The sequence below is a fragment of the Oscillospiraceae bacterium genome, from assembly GCA_015068525.1.
Lineage (GTDB): Bacteria > Bacillota > Clostridia > UMGS1840 > HGM11507 > SIG450.
Genome location: SVKJ01000007.1, coordinates 74,227 through 88,639, shown reverse-complemented (window position 1 = coordinate 88,639; position 14,413 = coordinate 74,227). Strand labels below are relative to the sequence as shown.

General features: G+C 31.7%; 17 protein-coding genes. 16 read left to right on the top strand and 1 reads right to left on the bottom strand.

Annotated elements, in window-relative coordinates; all coding sequences use genetic code 11:
- Positions 1–169 precede the first annotated feature (169 nt).
- Positions 170–451, bottom strand: a complete 282-nt coding sequence (gene yajC / locus E7419_03910; GenBank protein ID MBE7014339.1) for a preprotein translocase subunit YajC — start codon at positions 449–451, stop codon at positions 170–172.
- Between the two features lie 541 nt (positions 452–992).
- On the opposite strand from yajC, the gene E7419_03905 reads away from it, so the two are divergent.
- The 16 genes from E7419_03905 (at position 993) to E7419_03830 (ending at position 14,004) form a co-directional block, all read left to right on the top strand.
- Entirely contained in the window at positions 993–1,712 is a 720-nt protein-coding gene (locus E7419_03905) for a WecB/TagA/CpsF family glycosyltransferase (GenBank protein MBE7014338.1), read from the top strand.
- A gap of 255 nt (positions 1,713–1,967) precedes the next feature.
- Positions 1,968–2,726 (top strand): FAD-dependent thymidylate synthase, encoded by a 759-nt coding sequence (locus E7419_03900; GenBank protein MBE7014337.1) that lies wholly within the window; start codon positions 1,968–1,970, stop codon positions 2,724–2,726.
- A 329-nt stretch (positions 2,727–3,055) separates the two neighbouring features.
- Positions 3,056–3,727, top strand: coding sequence for a thymidylate kinase (locus tag E7419_03895; GenBank protein ID MBE7014336.1), 672 nt, complete (start codon positions 3,056–3,058; stop codon positions 3,725–3,727).
- Positions 3,717–4,592 (top strand): DUF2156 domain-containing protein, encoded by an 876-nt coding sequence (locus tag E7419_03890; protein ID MBE7014335.1) that lies wholly within the window; start codon positions 3,717–3,719, stop codon positions 4,590–4,592. The genes E7419_03895 and E7419_03890 overlap by 11 nt, the downstream gene beginning before the upstream one ends.
- A complete protein-coding gene (locus tag E7419_03885) occupies positions 4,573–5,373 on the top strand; it encodes a GNAT family N-acetyltransferase (protein ID MBE7014334.1) in 801 nt (266 codons plus the stop codon). The genes E7419_03890 and E7419_03885 overlap by 20 nt, the downstream gene beginning before the upstream one ends.
- Before the next feature lie 8 nt (positions 5,374–5,381).
- The gene (locus E7419_03880) at positions 5,382–5,915 is read left to right on the top strand and encodes a DJ-1/PfpI family protein (protein MBE7014333.1); all 534 of its coding nucleotides are present in this window, start codon (positions 5,382–5,384) and stop codon (positions 5,913–5,915) included.
- A 3-nt stretch (positions 5,916–5,918) separates the two neighbouring features.
- Positions 5,919–6,443 (top strand): 5-formyltetrahydrofolate cyclo-ligase, encoded by a 525-nt coding sequence (locus E7419_03875; protein ID MBE7014332.1) that lies wholly within the window; start codon positions 5,919–5,921, stop codon positions 6,441–6,443.
- Entirely contained in the window at positions 6,440–7,399 is a 960-nt protein-coding gene (locus E7419_03870; GenBank protein MBE7014331.1) for a CPBP family intramembrane metalloprotease, read from the top strand. The genes E7419_03875 and E7419_03870 overlap by 4 nt, the downstream gene beginning before the upstream one ends.
- On the top strand, positions 7,390–8,400 hold the full coding sequence (mltG, locus tag E7419_03865) for an endolytic transglycosylase MltG (GenBank protein MBE7014330.1): 1,011 nt from the start codon (positions 7,390–7,392) through the stop codon (positions 8,398–8,400). Before E7419_03870 ends, mltG begins: the two co-directional genes overlap by 10 nt.
- 25 nt (positions 8,401–8,425) lie before the next feature.
- Positions 8,426–9,070, top strand: coding sequence for an O-methyltransferase (locus E7419_03860; GenBank protein MBE7014329.1), 645 nt, complete (start codon positions 8,426–8,428; stop codon positions 9,068–9,070).
- A 264-nt stretch (positions 9,071–9,334) separates the two neighbouring features.
- Positions 9,335–10,555, top strand: a complete 1,221-nt coding sequence (locus E7419_03855; GenBank protein MBE7014328.1) for a U32 family peptidase — start codon at positions 9,335–9,337, stop codon at positions 10,553–10,555.
- A 379-nt stretch (positions 10,556–10,934) separates the two neighbouring features.
- The gene (locus E7419_03850) at positions 10,935–11,231 is read left to right on the top strand and encodes a nucleotidyltransferase domain-containing protein (protein ID MBE7014327.1); all 297 of its coding nucleotides are present in this window, start codon (positions 10,935–10,937) and stop codon (positions 11,229–11,231) included.
- On the top strand, positions 11,218–11,607 hold the full coding sequence (locus tag E7419_03845) for a nucleotidyltransferase (protein ID MBE7014326.1): 390 nt from the start codon (positions 11,218–11,220) through the stop codon (positions 11,605–11,607). Before E7419_03850 ends, E7419_03845 begins: the two co-directional genes overlap by 14 nt.
- A 13-nt stretch (positions 11,608–11,620) precedes the next feature.
- Positions 11,621–12,286 (top strand): hypothetical protein, encoded by a 666-nt coding sequence (locus E7419_03840; protein MBE7014325.1) that lies wholly within the window; start codon positions 11,621–11,623, stop codon positions 12,284–12,286.
- 209 nt (positions 12,287–12,495) lie between these two features.
- The gene (raiA, locus tag E7419_03835; protein ID MBE7014324.1) at positions 12,496–13,029 is read left to right on the top strand and encodes a ribosome-associated translation inhibitor RaiA; all 534 of its coding nucleotides are present in this window, start codon (positions 12,496–12,498) and stop codon (positions 13,027–13,029) included.
- 138 nt (positions 13,030–13,167) lie between these two features.
- Positions 13,168–14,004 carry an integrase gene (locus E7419_03830; GenBank protein MBE7014323.1) on the top strand — a complete coding sequence of 279 codons (837 nt, stop codon included), beginning with the start codon at positions 13,168–13,170 and terminating at the stop codon, positions 14,002–14,004.
- Positions 14,005–14,413: the final 409 nt, after the last annotated feature.

The window sequence follows — 14,413 nt, the reverse complement described above, 5'->3', positions numbered from 1 at the left end:
TAAACAGATTTTAAAAGACAAGCTGCAGGAGTTGGCAGAACTTACTTTAGGATGCGAGACTGAGGAGTAATTGATACTAATAAAAGGAAGGGAATGGTAAAAAATTTTACCTATCCTCAAAAAAGGAGATGTTTAAAAAGTTACTTTTTTAAACATCTCCTTTAGTTTTTTACGCTTTTTCTTTCTTTAAGACTTCTTTTATACCCCATTTGTAAAGGTACATAACAGTTTGCTTTTCGCCCTGACCACATTCAAATTCGATTTTATCGTCTTTGATTTTGGTAACTTTTCCGTAAAATCCGCCGATAGTAATAATTTTATCGCCGATTTCCATTGAAGCAAGCATATCTTTAAACTGTTTGTCTTTCTTTTTCTGCGGTCTTATTAAAAGGAAATAGAAAATAAGTCCCCAGAAAGCGAGCATAACTATAATTGGTAAAAATTCTTGCATATTATCGTCCTCCATATAATGATATTAACATTATTATACAATTATTTTTCCAATTATACAAGAGTTTTTTATCTTTTTATTGTATATTACTGATTTTTGTGCTATAATGATTTCATTAAAAATGAAATCAACTAAGTTTGCCCTGACGGGCAAGTGAAGCCATCTTTTATAGTGAAGTTTACTATGTAAGTGAAGTTCCGCTTTGCGGCAGAGTGGCAAACTTAACTTCACTTTTGAGTATCAAAAACTTCACTGCGTAAGTAACTTCACTTTGAACTCTTGTTCAAAACTTCACAAGAATGACCAGCATCTAAATCGTTCAGTCGTTTTATACAATGTACAAAACGTAATGAATAATGAAGTCGCTACGCTGATGAATATTGAATAATGAAAAATTAATGAGGAAAATCGCATTTGGCGATTTTCAACCGAAATTATTCATCATTCATTATTAATTATTCATTTGTAGTCAGTGGTACATTGACTACATCGTTCACTGATTTTATAAAGAATACGATATAAAAAGCGGGAGGCGGTATAAATGGAAAATGTAAATATTTTAGGCGTAAGAATTGATAAAGTGGATTTAAAGAGTGCAGTTTCAAAGGTAGTTTCACTTCTTGAAAAAGGCAGTCCCGCATCTGTTTTTACACCTAATTCCGAGATAATATATCTTGCAAAAGATGATGAGGAATTTAAAAAAATTCTTAACAGTTCTGACCTTAATACTGCTGACGGGATAGGTGTTGTTTACGCATCTAAAATACTTAAAAATCCTGTTTGTGAGAGAGTTGCAGGATTTGACCTTGCAAAAAGTCTTCTTCCCGTTATGAATGAGAAAAAATTAAAACTTTTCTTGTTCGGAGGAAAAGAGGGAGTAGCCAAAAAGGCAAAGGAAGAAATATTAAAAGATTATCCTGATATTTATATATGCGGAGTTGAAAATGGATATTTTGACTCTTCGGATAAAATAATTGAAAATATTAATAATGCAAGTCCTGATTTTGTGTTTGTGTGTTTAGGCGCTCCTAAGCAGGAAAAATGGATTTATGAAAATAAAGATAAGCTTAACGCAAAAGTTTTAATGGGTATTGGAGGAAGCCTTGATGTATTTGCCAAAGAGGCAAAAAGAGCACCTCAGATTTTCATTAAATTAAATATTGAATGGTTATACAGGCTTTTAAAAAATCCTTCAAGATTTAAAAGAATGTTGGCACTTCCGAAATTTGCATTTGAAGTTTTTAAAACGTCACGAAAATAAAAATGTAGTACTTTGTTACATTTAGAATTTTACAAACATTTCAATTAATCTGTTTTGTCATCCTGAGAGAAGCGAAGGATCTCTTCTAAAAAACAGGCAAGAGATTCTTAGGCTACGTCTTAGAATGACAAAGGCGAAGAGCAAAGATTAAATTGTTACAGGATAGCAGGGGTCGGCGTCCTCGACGACCCGAAACGGACAGATGTGAGCATCTGTCCCTACAATAACAATTAAAAGAAGAAAGGGCGAATAAAAATGCTTAACGTTAAATTATTAAGTTACACAAAGGATTGTGAAAAAGTGGTTGCCGCGGCGGCAAAATTATGTTATTCTCCGTCAGGAATTGAAGATATTTTTGATAACCTTGACGATGAGAATACCGCTTCATTTTTAGAAAGGCTTTCTTCAATGAATCATGAAAGTCCTTTTGAGCATATGAGTTTTACATTCGGGATTGAAGGAGTTTCAAGAAGTCTTCTTGCCCAGATTACAAGGCACAGAATTGCTTCTTACTCGGTAAAATCTCAAAGATATGTTAAAGAGGGTGCTTTTTCGTATGTTGTTCCTCCGTATATTGAAAACAATAAGGAAGCAAAAGAAATATACATAAAAGCAATGGAAGACGACCAGAAAACTTATGACAAACTTACTGAAATTCTTTTTAAAGAACACTATGACCGATTAATTAGCGAAGGTCTTGATGAAAAAAAGGCAAAACAAACAGCAGAAAAAACTGCTATTGAAGACGCAAGGTTTGTTCTTCCCAATTCCTGTGAAACAAAAATTATTGCAACATTTAATGCAAGAAGTTTATTTAATTTCTTTAACCATAGGTGTTGCACCAGAGCACAATGGGAAATAAAGGCACTTGCTGACGAGATGTTAAGACTTGTTAAAGAGGTTGCACCTACAGTATTTAAAGACTGCGGTCCTAAATGTGTGAGCGGACCTTGCCCTGAGGGTGCAAAAAGTTGCGGAAAGAAACAGGAAATGATGAAATTTTATAAGGGATAGGAGATGTTAAAAACCTCCAGACCGCAAAATGAGAATGCGAAATTCGAAATGCGAAATTCGAAATGAATGTAATGCAAATATGCCATACGGCATTTGCATTGCTCCTGCCGTTGAGAATACAAATGCAAAATTATTGTAGGTGTACTTGCCGAACCGAACTATAACAAAAAACAAGATTGACGGTAAGAAAAATTTTAAAATTTAATTATTCGCAAAATTGCTGTATAGCATAATTTTGCGTTCTTTCATTTCGCACTTCGCACTTTGCATTTCGAATTTGAAAGAAGTTCATTATTCACTATTCATTAAAATTAAAAGGAAAGGTTATAATAATGGGAAAACTTATTGTTATAGAGGGTGTTGATGCTTCAGGAAAAGCAACCCAGACGGCGCTTTTATATGAATATTTAAAAGAAAAAAATGATAAAGTAATAAAGGTTGAATTCCCCGATTACGAAAGCGAGTCTTCCTCGCTTTGCAAAATGTATCTTGAGGGGAAATTCGGAGAAAATGCAGATGATGTAAGCCCGTATATTGCTTCAACTTTTTTTGCAGCGGACAGGTACGCATCATATAAAACAAAGTGGGAAAAATGTTATAAAGATGGCTTTACCATTATTGCGGACAGATATGTTACTGCAAATATGATTCATCAGGCATCTAAATTTGAAAATAAAGAGGACAAGGAAAAGTTTATAGACTGGCTTTCGGATTTTGAATACGGACTGTACGGACTGCCAAAGCCATCGGTTAAAATTTTTCTTGATGTACCGCCGAAAATAAGTGCTGCTCTTATGAAAGAAAGGCTTAATAAATTTTCAGGCGAGGCTGAGAAGGACATTCACGAAAGGGACAAGGACTACCTTGAAAAAACCTACGAAAATGCAAGATTTGTTGCAGAAAATTACGGATTTAAGATTGTATTATGTGTTAAAGACGGAAAGTTAAGGTCAATAGAAGATATTCAGGAGGAAATCAGACAAATTGCCGATGGAATTTAAAAAAGTAGAATTAAGCGATAAAGAAATTTTTGATAAATATTATAATAAATATCCGCAATTCTCAAGTTATTTAAGTTTTGTAAGTCTGTTTACATGGCAGGCTCAGGTAAACTTCAGATTTGCACAAATTGACGGGGATATTGTTATTAAATTTGACAGTTACAAGGACAAAAAGGAATATTATCTTTTGCCTGAAACTGATGAAAAAACCACGAAAAAGGTACTTGACGCATTGCTCCTTAAAGGAGATGTTTTAGTATCAAACCTGACAAAAAATCAGGTTGAAATAATTAAAAAAATATATCCCGACAAGTTTAATTTTTCACATAATGCAGACAGTGACAATTACATTTATAATGCACTTGAGATGGCAACTTTGCCTGGCAAGAAATTTCATTCAAAGAAGAATTTTGTTAACCGTTTTAAAAAAGAGTATTCCTATACCTATGAAAAAATTGACGAAAATATTAGCAAAGAATGTATAGAACTTCTTGATATATGGTGTGAAAATAAGGACTGTAACGATGCATCTGTTAAGGCCGAAGCATGTGCCTGCAGGCTTGCTCTTAAAAATATGGACAAACTGTCTTTAATTGGCGGAGCATTAAGGGTGGATGGAAAAATTGTTGCTTTTACACTTTGTGAAAAGTATAATTCCGATATGGCAATTATTCATTTTGAAAAAGCAGATACAATTTATCGCGGTGCTTTCCAGACTATATTTTATGAATTTTCAAATCATGAACTTCTGAAATTAAAATATATAAACAGAGAGGAAGATATGGGCGACGAGGGATTAAGAAAAGCAAAACTTTCTTACAGACCTTGTTTTATGCTCGAAATGTATGGGGCAAGTCTTGTTTGATACAGGAAGAATAAGTGACATTACTTATTTAAAGAAAATGTGGAAAGATATTTTTAAAGATGATGACAGTTATATAGACCTTTTCTTTTCCTATAAATTTAAAGAGGGAAACACTTTTGTTATAAGAGATAACGGGAAAATTATATCGACTTTATATGTTGAATACACCGATATTTTTATAGACGAAAAAATATATAAAGGTGCATATTTTTGCGGGATTGCGACTTTAAGTGAATATAGAAAAAAAGGATACGCCAAAAAACTTATAGAATACGCTAAAGAAAATATTAAAAATGTAGATATTATTTATCTTATTCCGGCAAATGAGTCTTTATTTGATTTTTACAAAGAGTCGGGATTCAGGGTTTTTACCTGCCTTGATAAAGAAAAAGTTATAGTTGATAAAAAGAAAAAACTGGAAAGTTTCAGCGGTGAATTTAACTATCTTAAAGTAAAAAATTTCTATGAAAATTCTAAAAACAATCTTTATATAAAAAGAGATGAAAAGTTTTTTAATGCAATTTATGATTGCTATAAAAATGTAATGATTTTTGATGACGGATATGTTTTTTACTATATTGATAATGATGTTTTGCATCTTATAGAATATTCCTTTTCTTACAATAGGGCAAAAGAAATTTTAAAAGGAATACTTAATTTAAAAAACTTAAAAGAGGGAATTTTATATAAAAAATGGGGGCAGACACCTTTTTCGGTGTGTATAACCGATATTGATATTGAAAGTATTGAAAATAAATATATAAATCTTATGTTGAATTAGGTGATAAAATGTTATATATGATATTAAAAGATGGTTTTGAAGAAACTGAGGCAATAGCAACTTTAGATTTTATTAAAAGAGCGGATATTGAAATCAAAACAGTGTCCGATAAGGAAATGGTTACAGGAACGCATGGAGTTAAAGTAGGCGTTGATATTTTATTTTCCGAAATTGAAACCGATAACCTCTCAGGTGTTATTCTCCCCGGAGGTCAGCCTGGAAGTGACAATCTTTTTTCCTGTGATAAAACAAAAGAACTTTTAGAATATGCATATAAAGAGAAAAAACTTTTATCAGCAATTTGTGCTGCACCTTATATATTAGGCGAGAGAGGATATTTAAAAGGGAAAGATGCAACATGTTTTCCAGGTTTTGAAAGTCACTTAAAAGGTGCAAACGTAGTGGATAAAAAGGTTGCAACAGATGGTAATATTATAACAGCAAAAGGTATGGGCGCAAGTTTCTTGTTTGGATATGAGATAGTAAAATATTTTAAAGGGGAAGAGGCTTCCAAAAAGATAATGGAAGCAATATTTTATTAGAAAATGAAAACTAAGTTCCGTAAAGAGTGTTTGGAAAAAAGAAATAAATTAAAGCCTTTAGATTTAACTAAAAAGATATTAAATCTCAAAGAATACAAAGAATGTAAAACTGTTTTTATATATGTTTCTAACAAAAGCGAAATTTCAACAATTGATTTAATTAAAGAGGCACTAAAGGAAAAGACGGTGCTTGTACCTTATTGTGTTGATAAGTTCGGCAAAATGATTGCTGTTAAAATTAACAGTATGGATGATTTAGAGATTGGCATGTATAATATATATGAGCCTAAAAACCATACCGAATATAGCGGGGATATTGATTTAACAATAGTTCCGGGTGTTGCTTTCTCAAAAGAGGGATACAGGGTAGGCTACGGTAAAGGGTATTATGACCGTTTTTTAAAAACTCATAGGACATTTTCTTTAGGAATTTGCCACGATGAACTTTTATTTGAAAAAGTTCCTTATGACGAATTTGATGTTAAGTTAAATAAAATTATAACAAAAAAGGAGGAAATAAGAATATGAACGTATGTTTTATACTTATGGTATCAATTATCTTACAACTTCTTTTTGGTTTTTTAATGAAATTATTATTTCCCGGTGTATCGACAATTCCGTTTGTTTATTATACCCAGCTTATGCTTCTTACTTTTGTATCGGTTTTTTTACCCTCATATCTTTATTTAAAGGACGAGAAAAAAGGGTATTTTACCGACTGCTTTTCTTCCGTCAAGCCTGATATTTTATTTTTAATATCTGCTCTGATTGGTGTATGCTCGCAATATGTGGGTATTTTAGCAAATCTTCCCGTAAGAATTTTAATGGATTATTTAGGGGCGGATATTACAAAAAACATACCTCAGGTTGATAGTTTTTCAAAGTTCTTATTTGCAGTATTTGTAATGTGTCTTCTTCCTGCAATTTTTGAAGAGGTAATGTTTCGGGGAATTGTATTTAATTATTTCAGACAATTCGGGAAAAGGTCTGCAATTATTTTTTCAGCACTTTTGTTCGGGATAATGCATTTTGATTTTACCAACTTTTTTGCGACTTTCATATTAGGTTTGATACTCGGATACATAATAAGTCTTACTAACCGTATGGTATATACTATGATTGCGCATTTTATGATAAACTTTACATCTGTTTTATCAAGTTATATAGCAAATTTCGAAATAGCAAATAATTTTTATATAGATTCTTTGCCTGTTCTTTTTATTGTATCGGTACCCCTTATTATATATCTTATTTCACTCTTTAAACAAAAGGCGGTTTATATGCCCTATCACGACCAGGCAAAGTATGAAACTGTTATTGAAAATGTTATTCCTATAAATGAGGAAAGCAGTATAAAGATTATTGAACATGATATAAGGGAAAATAATATGAAACTGGCATTTAAAAAACTTTATACATCACCCTCATTTTACATACTTCTTATGCTTTTTATCTATCTTGGAGGTTCTGATTTATGGAAATAGGAAGAATGACAAAAGTTATCATAATTATATCGGTTGTCCTTTTAATACTTATCTATCCGTTTATTGAATGGAGCGGATTTTTTACAAGCAGCAAAACCAAAGAATTTACAGTTTATGAGGGCGAAACTTTTTCTGAGATTACTTTAAGGCTTAAAGAAAATGATATAATTTCCTCTACTTTTTTATTTAAAGTATATACCCGCCTTTTTTACAGCGATAAAATAAATAAAATTCCTGCGGGCGATTTTACATTAAGGGGAAGATTAAATTATAATCAGGTAATGAATATATTAATTAATGAATCAACTCATAAAACTGTTACAGTTACTATTCCCGAAGGGTATGAATTAAGAGAAATTGCAAGACTTTTAGACGCTAAGGGGATATGTGACGAAGAAAAATTTATTAAAACAGCCAATACTTATGATTTTAATTTTAAATATATAAGCGAAATAAAGGGCAAAGAAAACAGGTTAGAGGGGTTTTTATTCCCTGATACTTATATATTTTTAAAAGACGGAACTGACGAAGTTTTAGTTATTGAAACAATGCTTAAAAGATTTGAAGAAGTTTATGCAAAGTATGAGAATATAAAAACTGACTATTCAGTGTATGAAATCGTGACTTTAGCATCAATTATCGAGCGTGAAGCAAGGACGAAAACGGATTTTTATAACGTTTCATCGGTTTTTCATAACAGGCTTGAAAGAAATGATTATTTAAGTTATCTTCAGTCTTGTGCAACCGTTCAGTATGTTTTAAAAGAAAGAAAAAGCGTGCTTTCAATTGCTGATACAAAAATTGATTCGCCGTATAATACTTACAAATATCCAGGACTTCCCTTTGGCCCTATCTCTTCTCCTGGCGAACTTGCAATAGATGCTGCCCTTAACCCTAATAAAACTGATTACCTTTACTTTTTAAATGATAAAGACGGCAAATTATATTTCTCAAAAACTGCAGCGGAGCATGAAAGGCTTAAAAACAAATATGTAAAGTAAAAATCGAATTTGATTAGGAGTAAAAATGGAAAATCTTATAAACTACGATTTCATAAAAAAATATATTGAAGAACTGACTCCGAAAACAAGTCAGTTTATGCAGAAACTGGAGATTTTTGCCTATTACAACCATGTTCCTATTATAACTAAAGATACAAGACGCTTTTTGGAAATTTTCTTAAAAATTTTAAAACCCAAAAAAATTCTTGAGGTGGGAACGGCAATAGGCTATTCTGCAATAACTTTTGCAAATATTGTAAAAGATGCAACCATTACATCAATTGAAATTGATGATAATATGTTTGATTTAGCATATAAAAATATAAAAAAAGCAGGATATTCTGACCGAATTAACTTGATTTTAGACGATGCAAGAAATGTTCTTCCCTACTTGGAAACAACTTATGACTTTATATTTCTTGATGCCGCAAAAGGTCAGTACACCGAATACTACGAGCCTGTAAAAAAACTTTTAAAAACGGGCGGAGTGTTAATGAGTGACAATATTCTTTTTAAAGGAATGGTTGCAAATTGCGATATTGTTCAAAAAAATAAAAGAAGCATTGTGAACGACCTTATGGATTATAATAAAATGCTGTCGGAAGATAAAGACTTTGATACATCATTTATCCCAATGGGTGACGGAGTAGCAATAAGCATAAAAATTTAATTCGCAATTGAAATTACGAATTAAATAGGTAATAACTAATAGTGAAGAGTGAATAGGTAATGAACCGAGTAGCGACCGCACCCTTAATGGGTGATGAAGGGAGCACGCAAGGGCTGTGCTGTAACACAATGAAAACGAAGGTGGCTTGACCGCGTGATGTTTGAATTGATGTTACGAACGGAAAAAATTCCTTGCGGAATTTTTGGAATTAAATTTATACCACAATTATTCATTATTCATTACATTGGAGGGAATGTTAAAATTATGAAAAAACCTGAATTACTTGCGCCTGCGGGCGATTTAATAAAACTAAAAACTGCGATTGATTATGGTGCTGATGCTGTTTACATAGGCGGTAAAGCATTTTCCTTAAGAGTTGCATCGGATAATTTTTCATATTCTGATATGAAAGAGGGAATATCTTATGCGCATAATAGGGGAAAAAAAGTTTATGTTGCCATAAACATTATTGCTCATAATAAAGACTTTGAAAATCTTAAAAGTTATTTAAAAGAACTTGAAGAATTAGAGGTTGACGGTGTTATAGTTGCCGATCTTGGCATTATGAATACCATTAAAACTTATGCACCGAAACTTAATTTACATGTAAGCACTCAGGCAAGTATCACAAATTTTGAAACTGTTAAATTCTATAAAGAAAATTTAGGCGCAAAAAGAGTTGTTTTAGCACGTGAACTTTCTTTAGCGGAAATAAAAGAAATAAGAAAAAATAATCCCGATTTGGAAATTGAATGTTTTGTGCATGGGGCAATGTGTATATCCTATTCGGGAAGATGCTTACTCTCGAATTATATGACAGGCAGAAATTCCAACGAGGGCGACTGTGCTCAATCGTGCAGATGGAAATATCACTTAATGGAAGAAAAAAGGCCCGGAGAATATATGCCTGTTTACGAGGATGACAGGGGAACATTTATTTTCAACTCAAAAGATATATGTATGATAGAACATATTGATAAACTGATAGAAGCGGGAGTTACAAGTTTTAAAATAGAGGGAAGAGTTAAAAGCGAATACTATGTTGCAACTGTTGTAAAAGCATACAGAGATGCCATAGACGATTATTTTTTGGGTAAGCCATTTAATAAAGATTTAAAAGAAGAACTTAAAAAAATAAGTCACAGAAAGTACACCGAAGGCTTTTATTTCGGAAAGCCTGACAGTTCTGCACAAGTTTATACAACAAATTCCTATGTAAGAAATTATGAACTTGTCGGTACTGTTGTTGATTATCTTTCTGACACCAAAGAAGTTGTCATAGAGCAAAGAAACAGATTTTTTAAAGATGACGAACTTGAAATTTTAATGCCTTCATCTCCATTTTTAAAAATAAAAGCAACAAAAATTATAAATGAAGACAACGAGGAAATAGACGTTGCACCTCACCCTAAAATGAGAGTAAGAATTCCGTGTGATACAAAAATTCCGATAGGCTCATTTGTGAGGAAGGAAAAAAGTCTATAACTGTAGGGTTCGGCGTCCTCGACGAACCGAAACGTAACAATATAAATAACATTAATTGATGGGAATTTTGTTCAATTAGGAATTAGGATTTAGGAATGAGGAATGAAGGTAAAAATTGCTATGCAATTTTTGGAATTAACTTAGAAATCTTCGATTCCAAATTGTAGGGGAGGAAAGGCTTCTCCTTGAGGAGAGGCTCCGCCATAGGCGGTGGTGAGGTGGAAAACTTGCTCCTCCCGAAACATACCAATAAAATTATATCAATGGGTATGGGGAATGATATTAAGAAAGGACAAAATCGCTGTATAGCATGATTTTGTCTTCCACCATTCCTAATTCCTAACTCCTAATTTCTCATTAAACAAGGGAGGTCAAAAGTATGCATAATAAAGTCCATATAAAAAAAGAAGTGCTTGATTCTATAATAAATATTGGTACTGAGTGTGGAATAGAAAAAATAATACTTTTTGGATCAAGGGCAAGAGGCGATCATAAAGAAAAAAGCGATATTGATATTGCAGCAGTAGGAAACATGTGTGAAAAATTTGCACTGGAAATTGAAGAAAAATGCCCGACACTTCTAAAATTTGATATTGTGGATATGAATAAACCTGTCAGCGAAGAATTAAAGGATTCCATAGAAAAAGAGGGGGTTATAATATATGAAAAAATATGAAAATTTCTGCCGTGCGTATAATAATTTAAAAGAGGTAATAAATTTAGAACCACCTTATAACACGGTTACATTAACAGGACTTGTAGGACTTTTTGAAATAACCTTTGAACAATCTTGGAAAATGATGAAAGAAATATTAGAAAATCACGGATATGAACAAAGCAGCACAGGCTCTCCGAAACTTATTTTAAAAACTGCATATCAGGCAGGCTTGATAGATAATGAAGAGGTTTGGATAAATGCTCTTTTTGCAAGGAACAATGTTGCTCATTCATACAATGAAGATATTGCACTTGGAATTGTAAAGGAAACCAAAGCGCAATATATGCACATTTTTACAGCCTTAAAAGAAACTGTTGAAAAAAATTGGTTGTAAACAAGGAAAAAATATGAAAAAGAAATTAAGGGTTTTAATTATAGTTGTTTTATGCTTGGGAATAACAGGAATTATTATATATAATAACCGCCCTGTAAAAGAAGTAGTTATAAGTGGCTCGATTGCTCATTTAACACAGGAAGAACTTATTTTAAACTCCGACCTTATTATAACGGGTACTGTTACAAAAATAAACGAAAGCAAATGGCGACATTTAGGTAATGATAAAGATGGCTGGGTAACTGTTCTTCAAACCGATATAGAAATAAAAATTGATGAAAAAATCTTTGGTGAATATGACTCTGATATTGCAGTTGTAAGAGTAGATAAGGGCTATGACAAGAAGACAAGAACCAAGTACATATCCGATGGATTTCCCGACTTTTACGAGGGGGAAAGTGTGCTGATGTTTTTATCCCGTGACGATGGAATAATGAATACAGGCGAAAACTATTTCCTTTCTACAGGAATGATTCAGGGGAAATGGTCATTTGATAAGGAAACTGGGAAAATAGATAATGATAAAACACCTGAAAATTATAGCCTTGAAGGAAAAACTATCGGGGAAATGAAGTCTGAAGTAAAAGAACAAATAACTAAAAACCCAAATTATAAAGAGGAAAGAGCACTAAAGAGAAAAGAAACAAGGAAAAGAAATATAGAATTATTCGGAGAATAAAAAAATTTTAAAAAATAAAAAAGGATTTTTTAAAACCTTGTCGAAATCTTTAAATAGAATAAAAAGAAAAGAGGTGTTACCATTGAGAACGGAAGTTGAAAATCAGCATTACAACTTGAATGGTGGCACTTTGTTTTTTAGTAAATAAAAAATTTAAAAGATGTTACCTTCAAGTTGAAAACAATTAAATAACTTGGAGGACTTAAATTATGAAAATCAGAATAATCGAAAAAAAATATAAAGCAACAGAAAAAATGAAAGAAAAAATGGAAAAGAAACTTTCCAGATTTAATAATTTTTTCGATGACTCGGCAGAGGCTCAGGTTGTTTTGATTAAGGAAAAAGAAAGAGAAATTGTTGAAATAACCATTTATTTAAAAGATACTATATTCAGAGTGGAGCAGACCACAAGAGATATGTACGAATCTTTTGATGAATGTATTGAAAATCTAAAAAAACAAATCAGAAAATATAAAACCAAACTTGAAAAAAGATTTAAAGGAAAGAAAATTGAAGAGATTGACTGGGAGCCTTATGATTTTCAGGATGAGTACTCCGAAGAAGATTTCAATATTATAAAAACCAAAACGATTTCCGTTAAACCGATGTTTGTAGAAGAAGCGATTTTGCAGATGAATCTTTTAAACCATCAATTCTATGTGTTTAAGAATGCAGAATCAGGACTTACCGATATAGTATATAAAAGAAAAGACGGAGATTATGGTTTGATTGAAACGAAGTAAATAATATATAGATTGTATCCGCCGAAGAATTTTCGGCGGATAATTTAATTTTTAAAGAGATTTTAGAACACAATGTTCTAAAATCTCTTTAAATATTTTCTAAGTCGTTGTAGAATAATATGTATAGGAGATGATTTTATGCATATTAATGAAAAAAATATTTTAAAATTCAAAAATTTTCTTACTTTTGAGGAGAAATCAGACTTAACCATTGAAAAATATGTAAGGGATATAACTAATTTGTCAAATTGGTTAGGAAAAAAGGGCGTGACAAAAAAACTGCTTTTGGAGTATAAAAACCTACTTATTAAAAAGTATGCACCTGCAAGTGTTAATTCGATTATTTCGTCGCTTAACACATTTTTTATATGGAAAAAGAAATACGACTTAAAAATTAAATCACTTAAAATTCAAAAACAGATTTTTTCTAAAGAAGATAAGGAACTTACAAAAGATGAATACAGGCGTCTTTTAGCTGCTGCAAAGAATAAGAAAAATGAAAGGCTGTATCTTCTTATGCAGACTATTTGCTCAACAGGGATACGAGTTTCTGAACTTAAATTTATAACCGTAAAAGCAGTTTATCTAAAAAGAGCAGTTATAAACCTTAAAGGTAAAACAAGAATTGTGTTAATCCCCGATAAACTTTGCCATATTCTTCTTAAATATATAAAGAAGAATAATATAAAAGATGGATCAGTATTTGTAACAAAAGGCGGGAAACCTCTTAACCGTTCAAATATATGGTTAGATATGAAAAAACTTTGCGAAGATGCAAACGTACAAAAAGACAAAGTATTTCCTCATAATTTAAGGCATCTTTTTGCAAGGACATACTATACAGTAGAAAGAGATATTGTAAGACTTGCAGATATATTAGGTCATACAAGTGTTAATACAACCAGAATTTATACTATGGAGCCGGGCGAAATTCACAGAAACCAAATCCAGCGATTAGGATTACTTATATGCTAATGGACAAAAAAATACAACATAATTTACATTATGTCGTACATAAATCAATATTAATTCTTTAGTTGATTCATTATAACATAAAAAAGGGAGTTTTGTCAATAAAATTAAAGGCAAAAACTCCTTTTTTATATTTGTTATAAATAATCTGCACATTGCGATAGCCAATTTTTACAATTTGCATAAAGATTGGCTTATTTGTAGTGAGAAAAAAGCATAGGAAATCAGAGCAGGGAGGAAAAAATCTCTGCTTTTTTAGTTTATATGAAAAAAGATAAGATTTTGGAAGTTCAGCGATATACTCGTTTACACTCGTGCGATATATTTGCTTATCAAATGCGATATATCGCAAATTCTGTCTGGAATTTATATCGCTGCGTTACAAAGTAACGCAACATAATGTAAATTATGT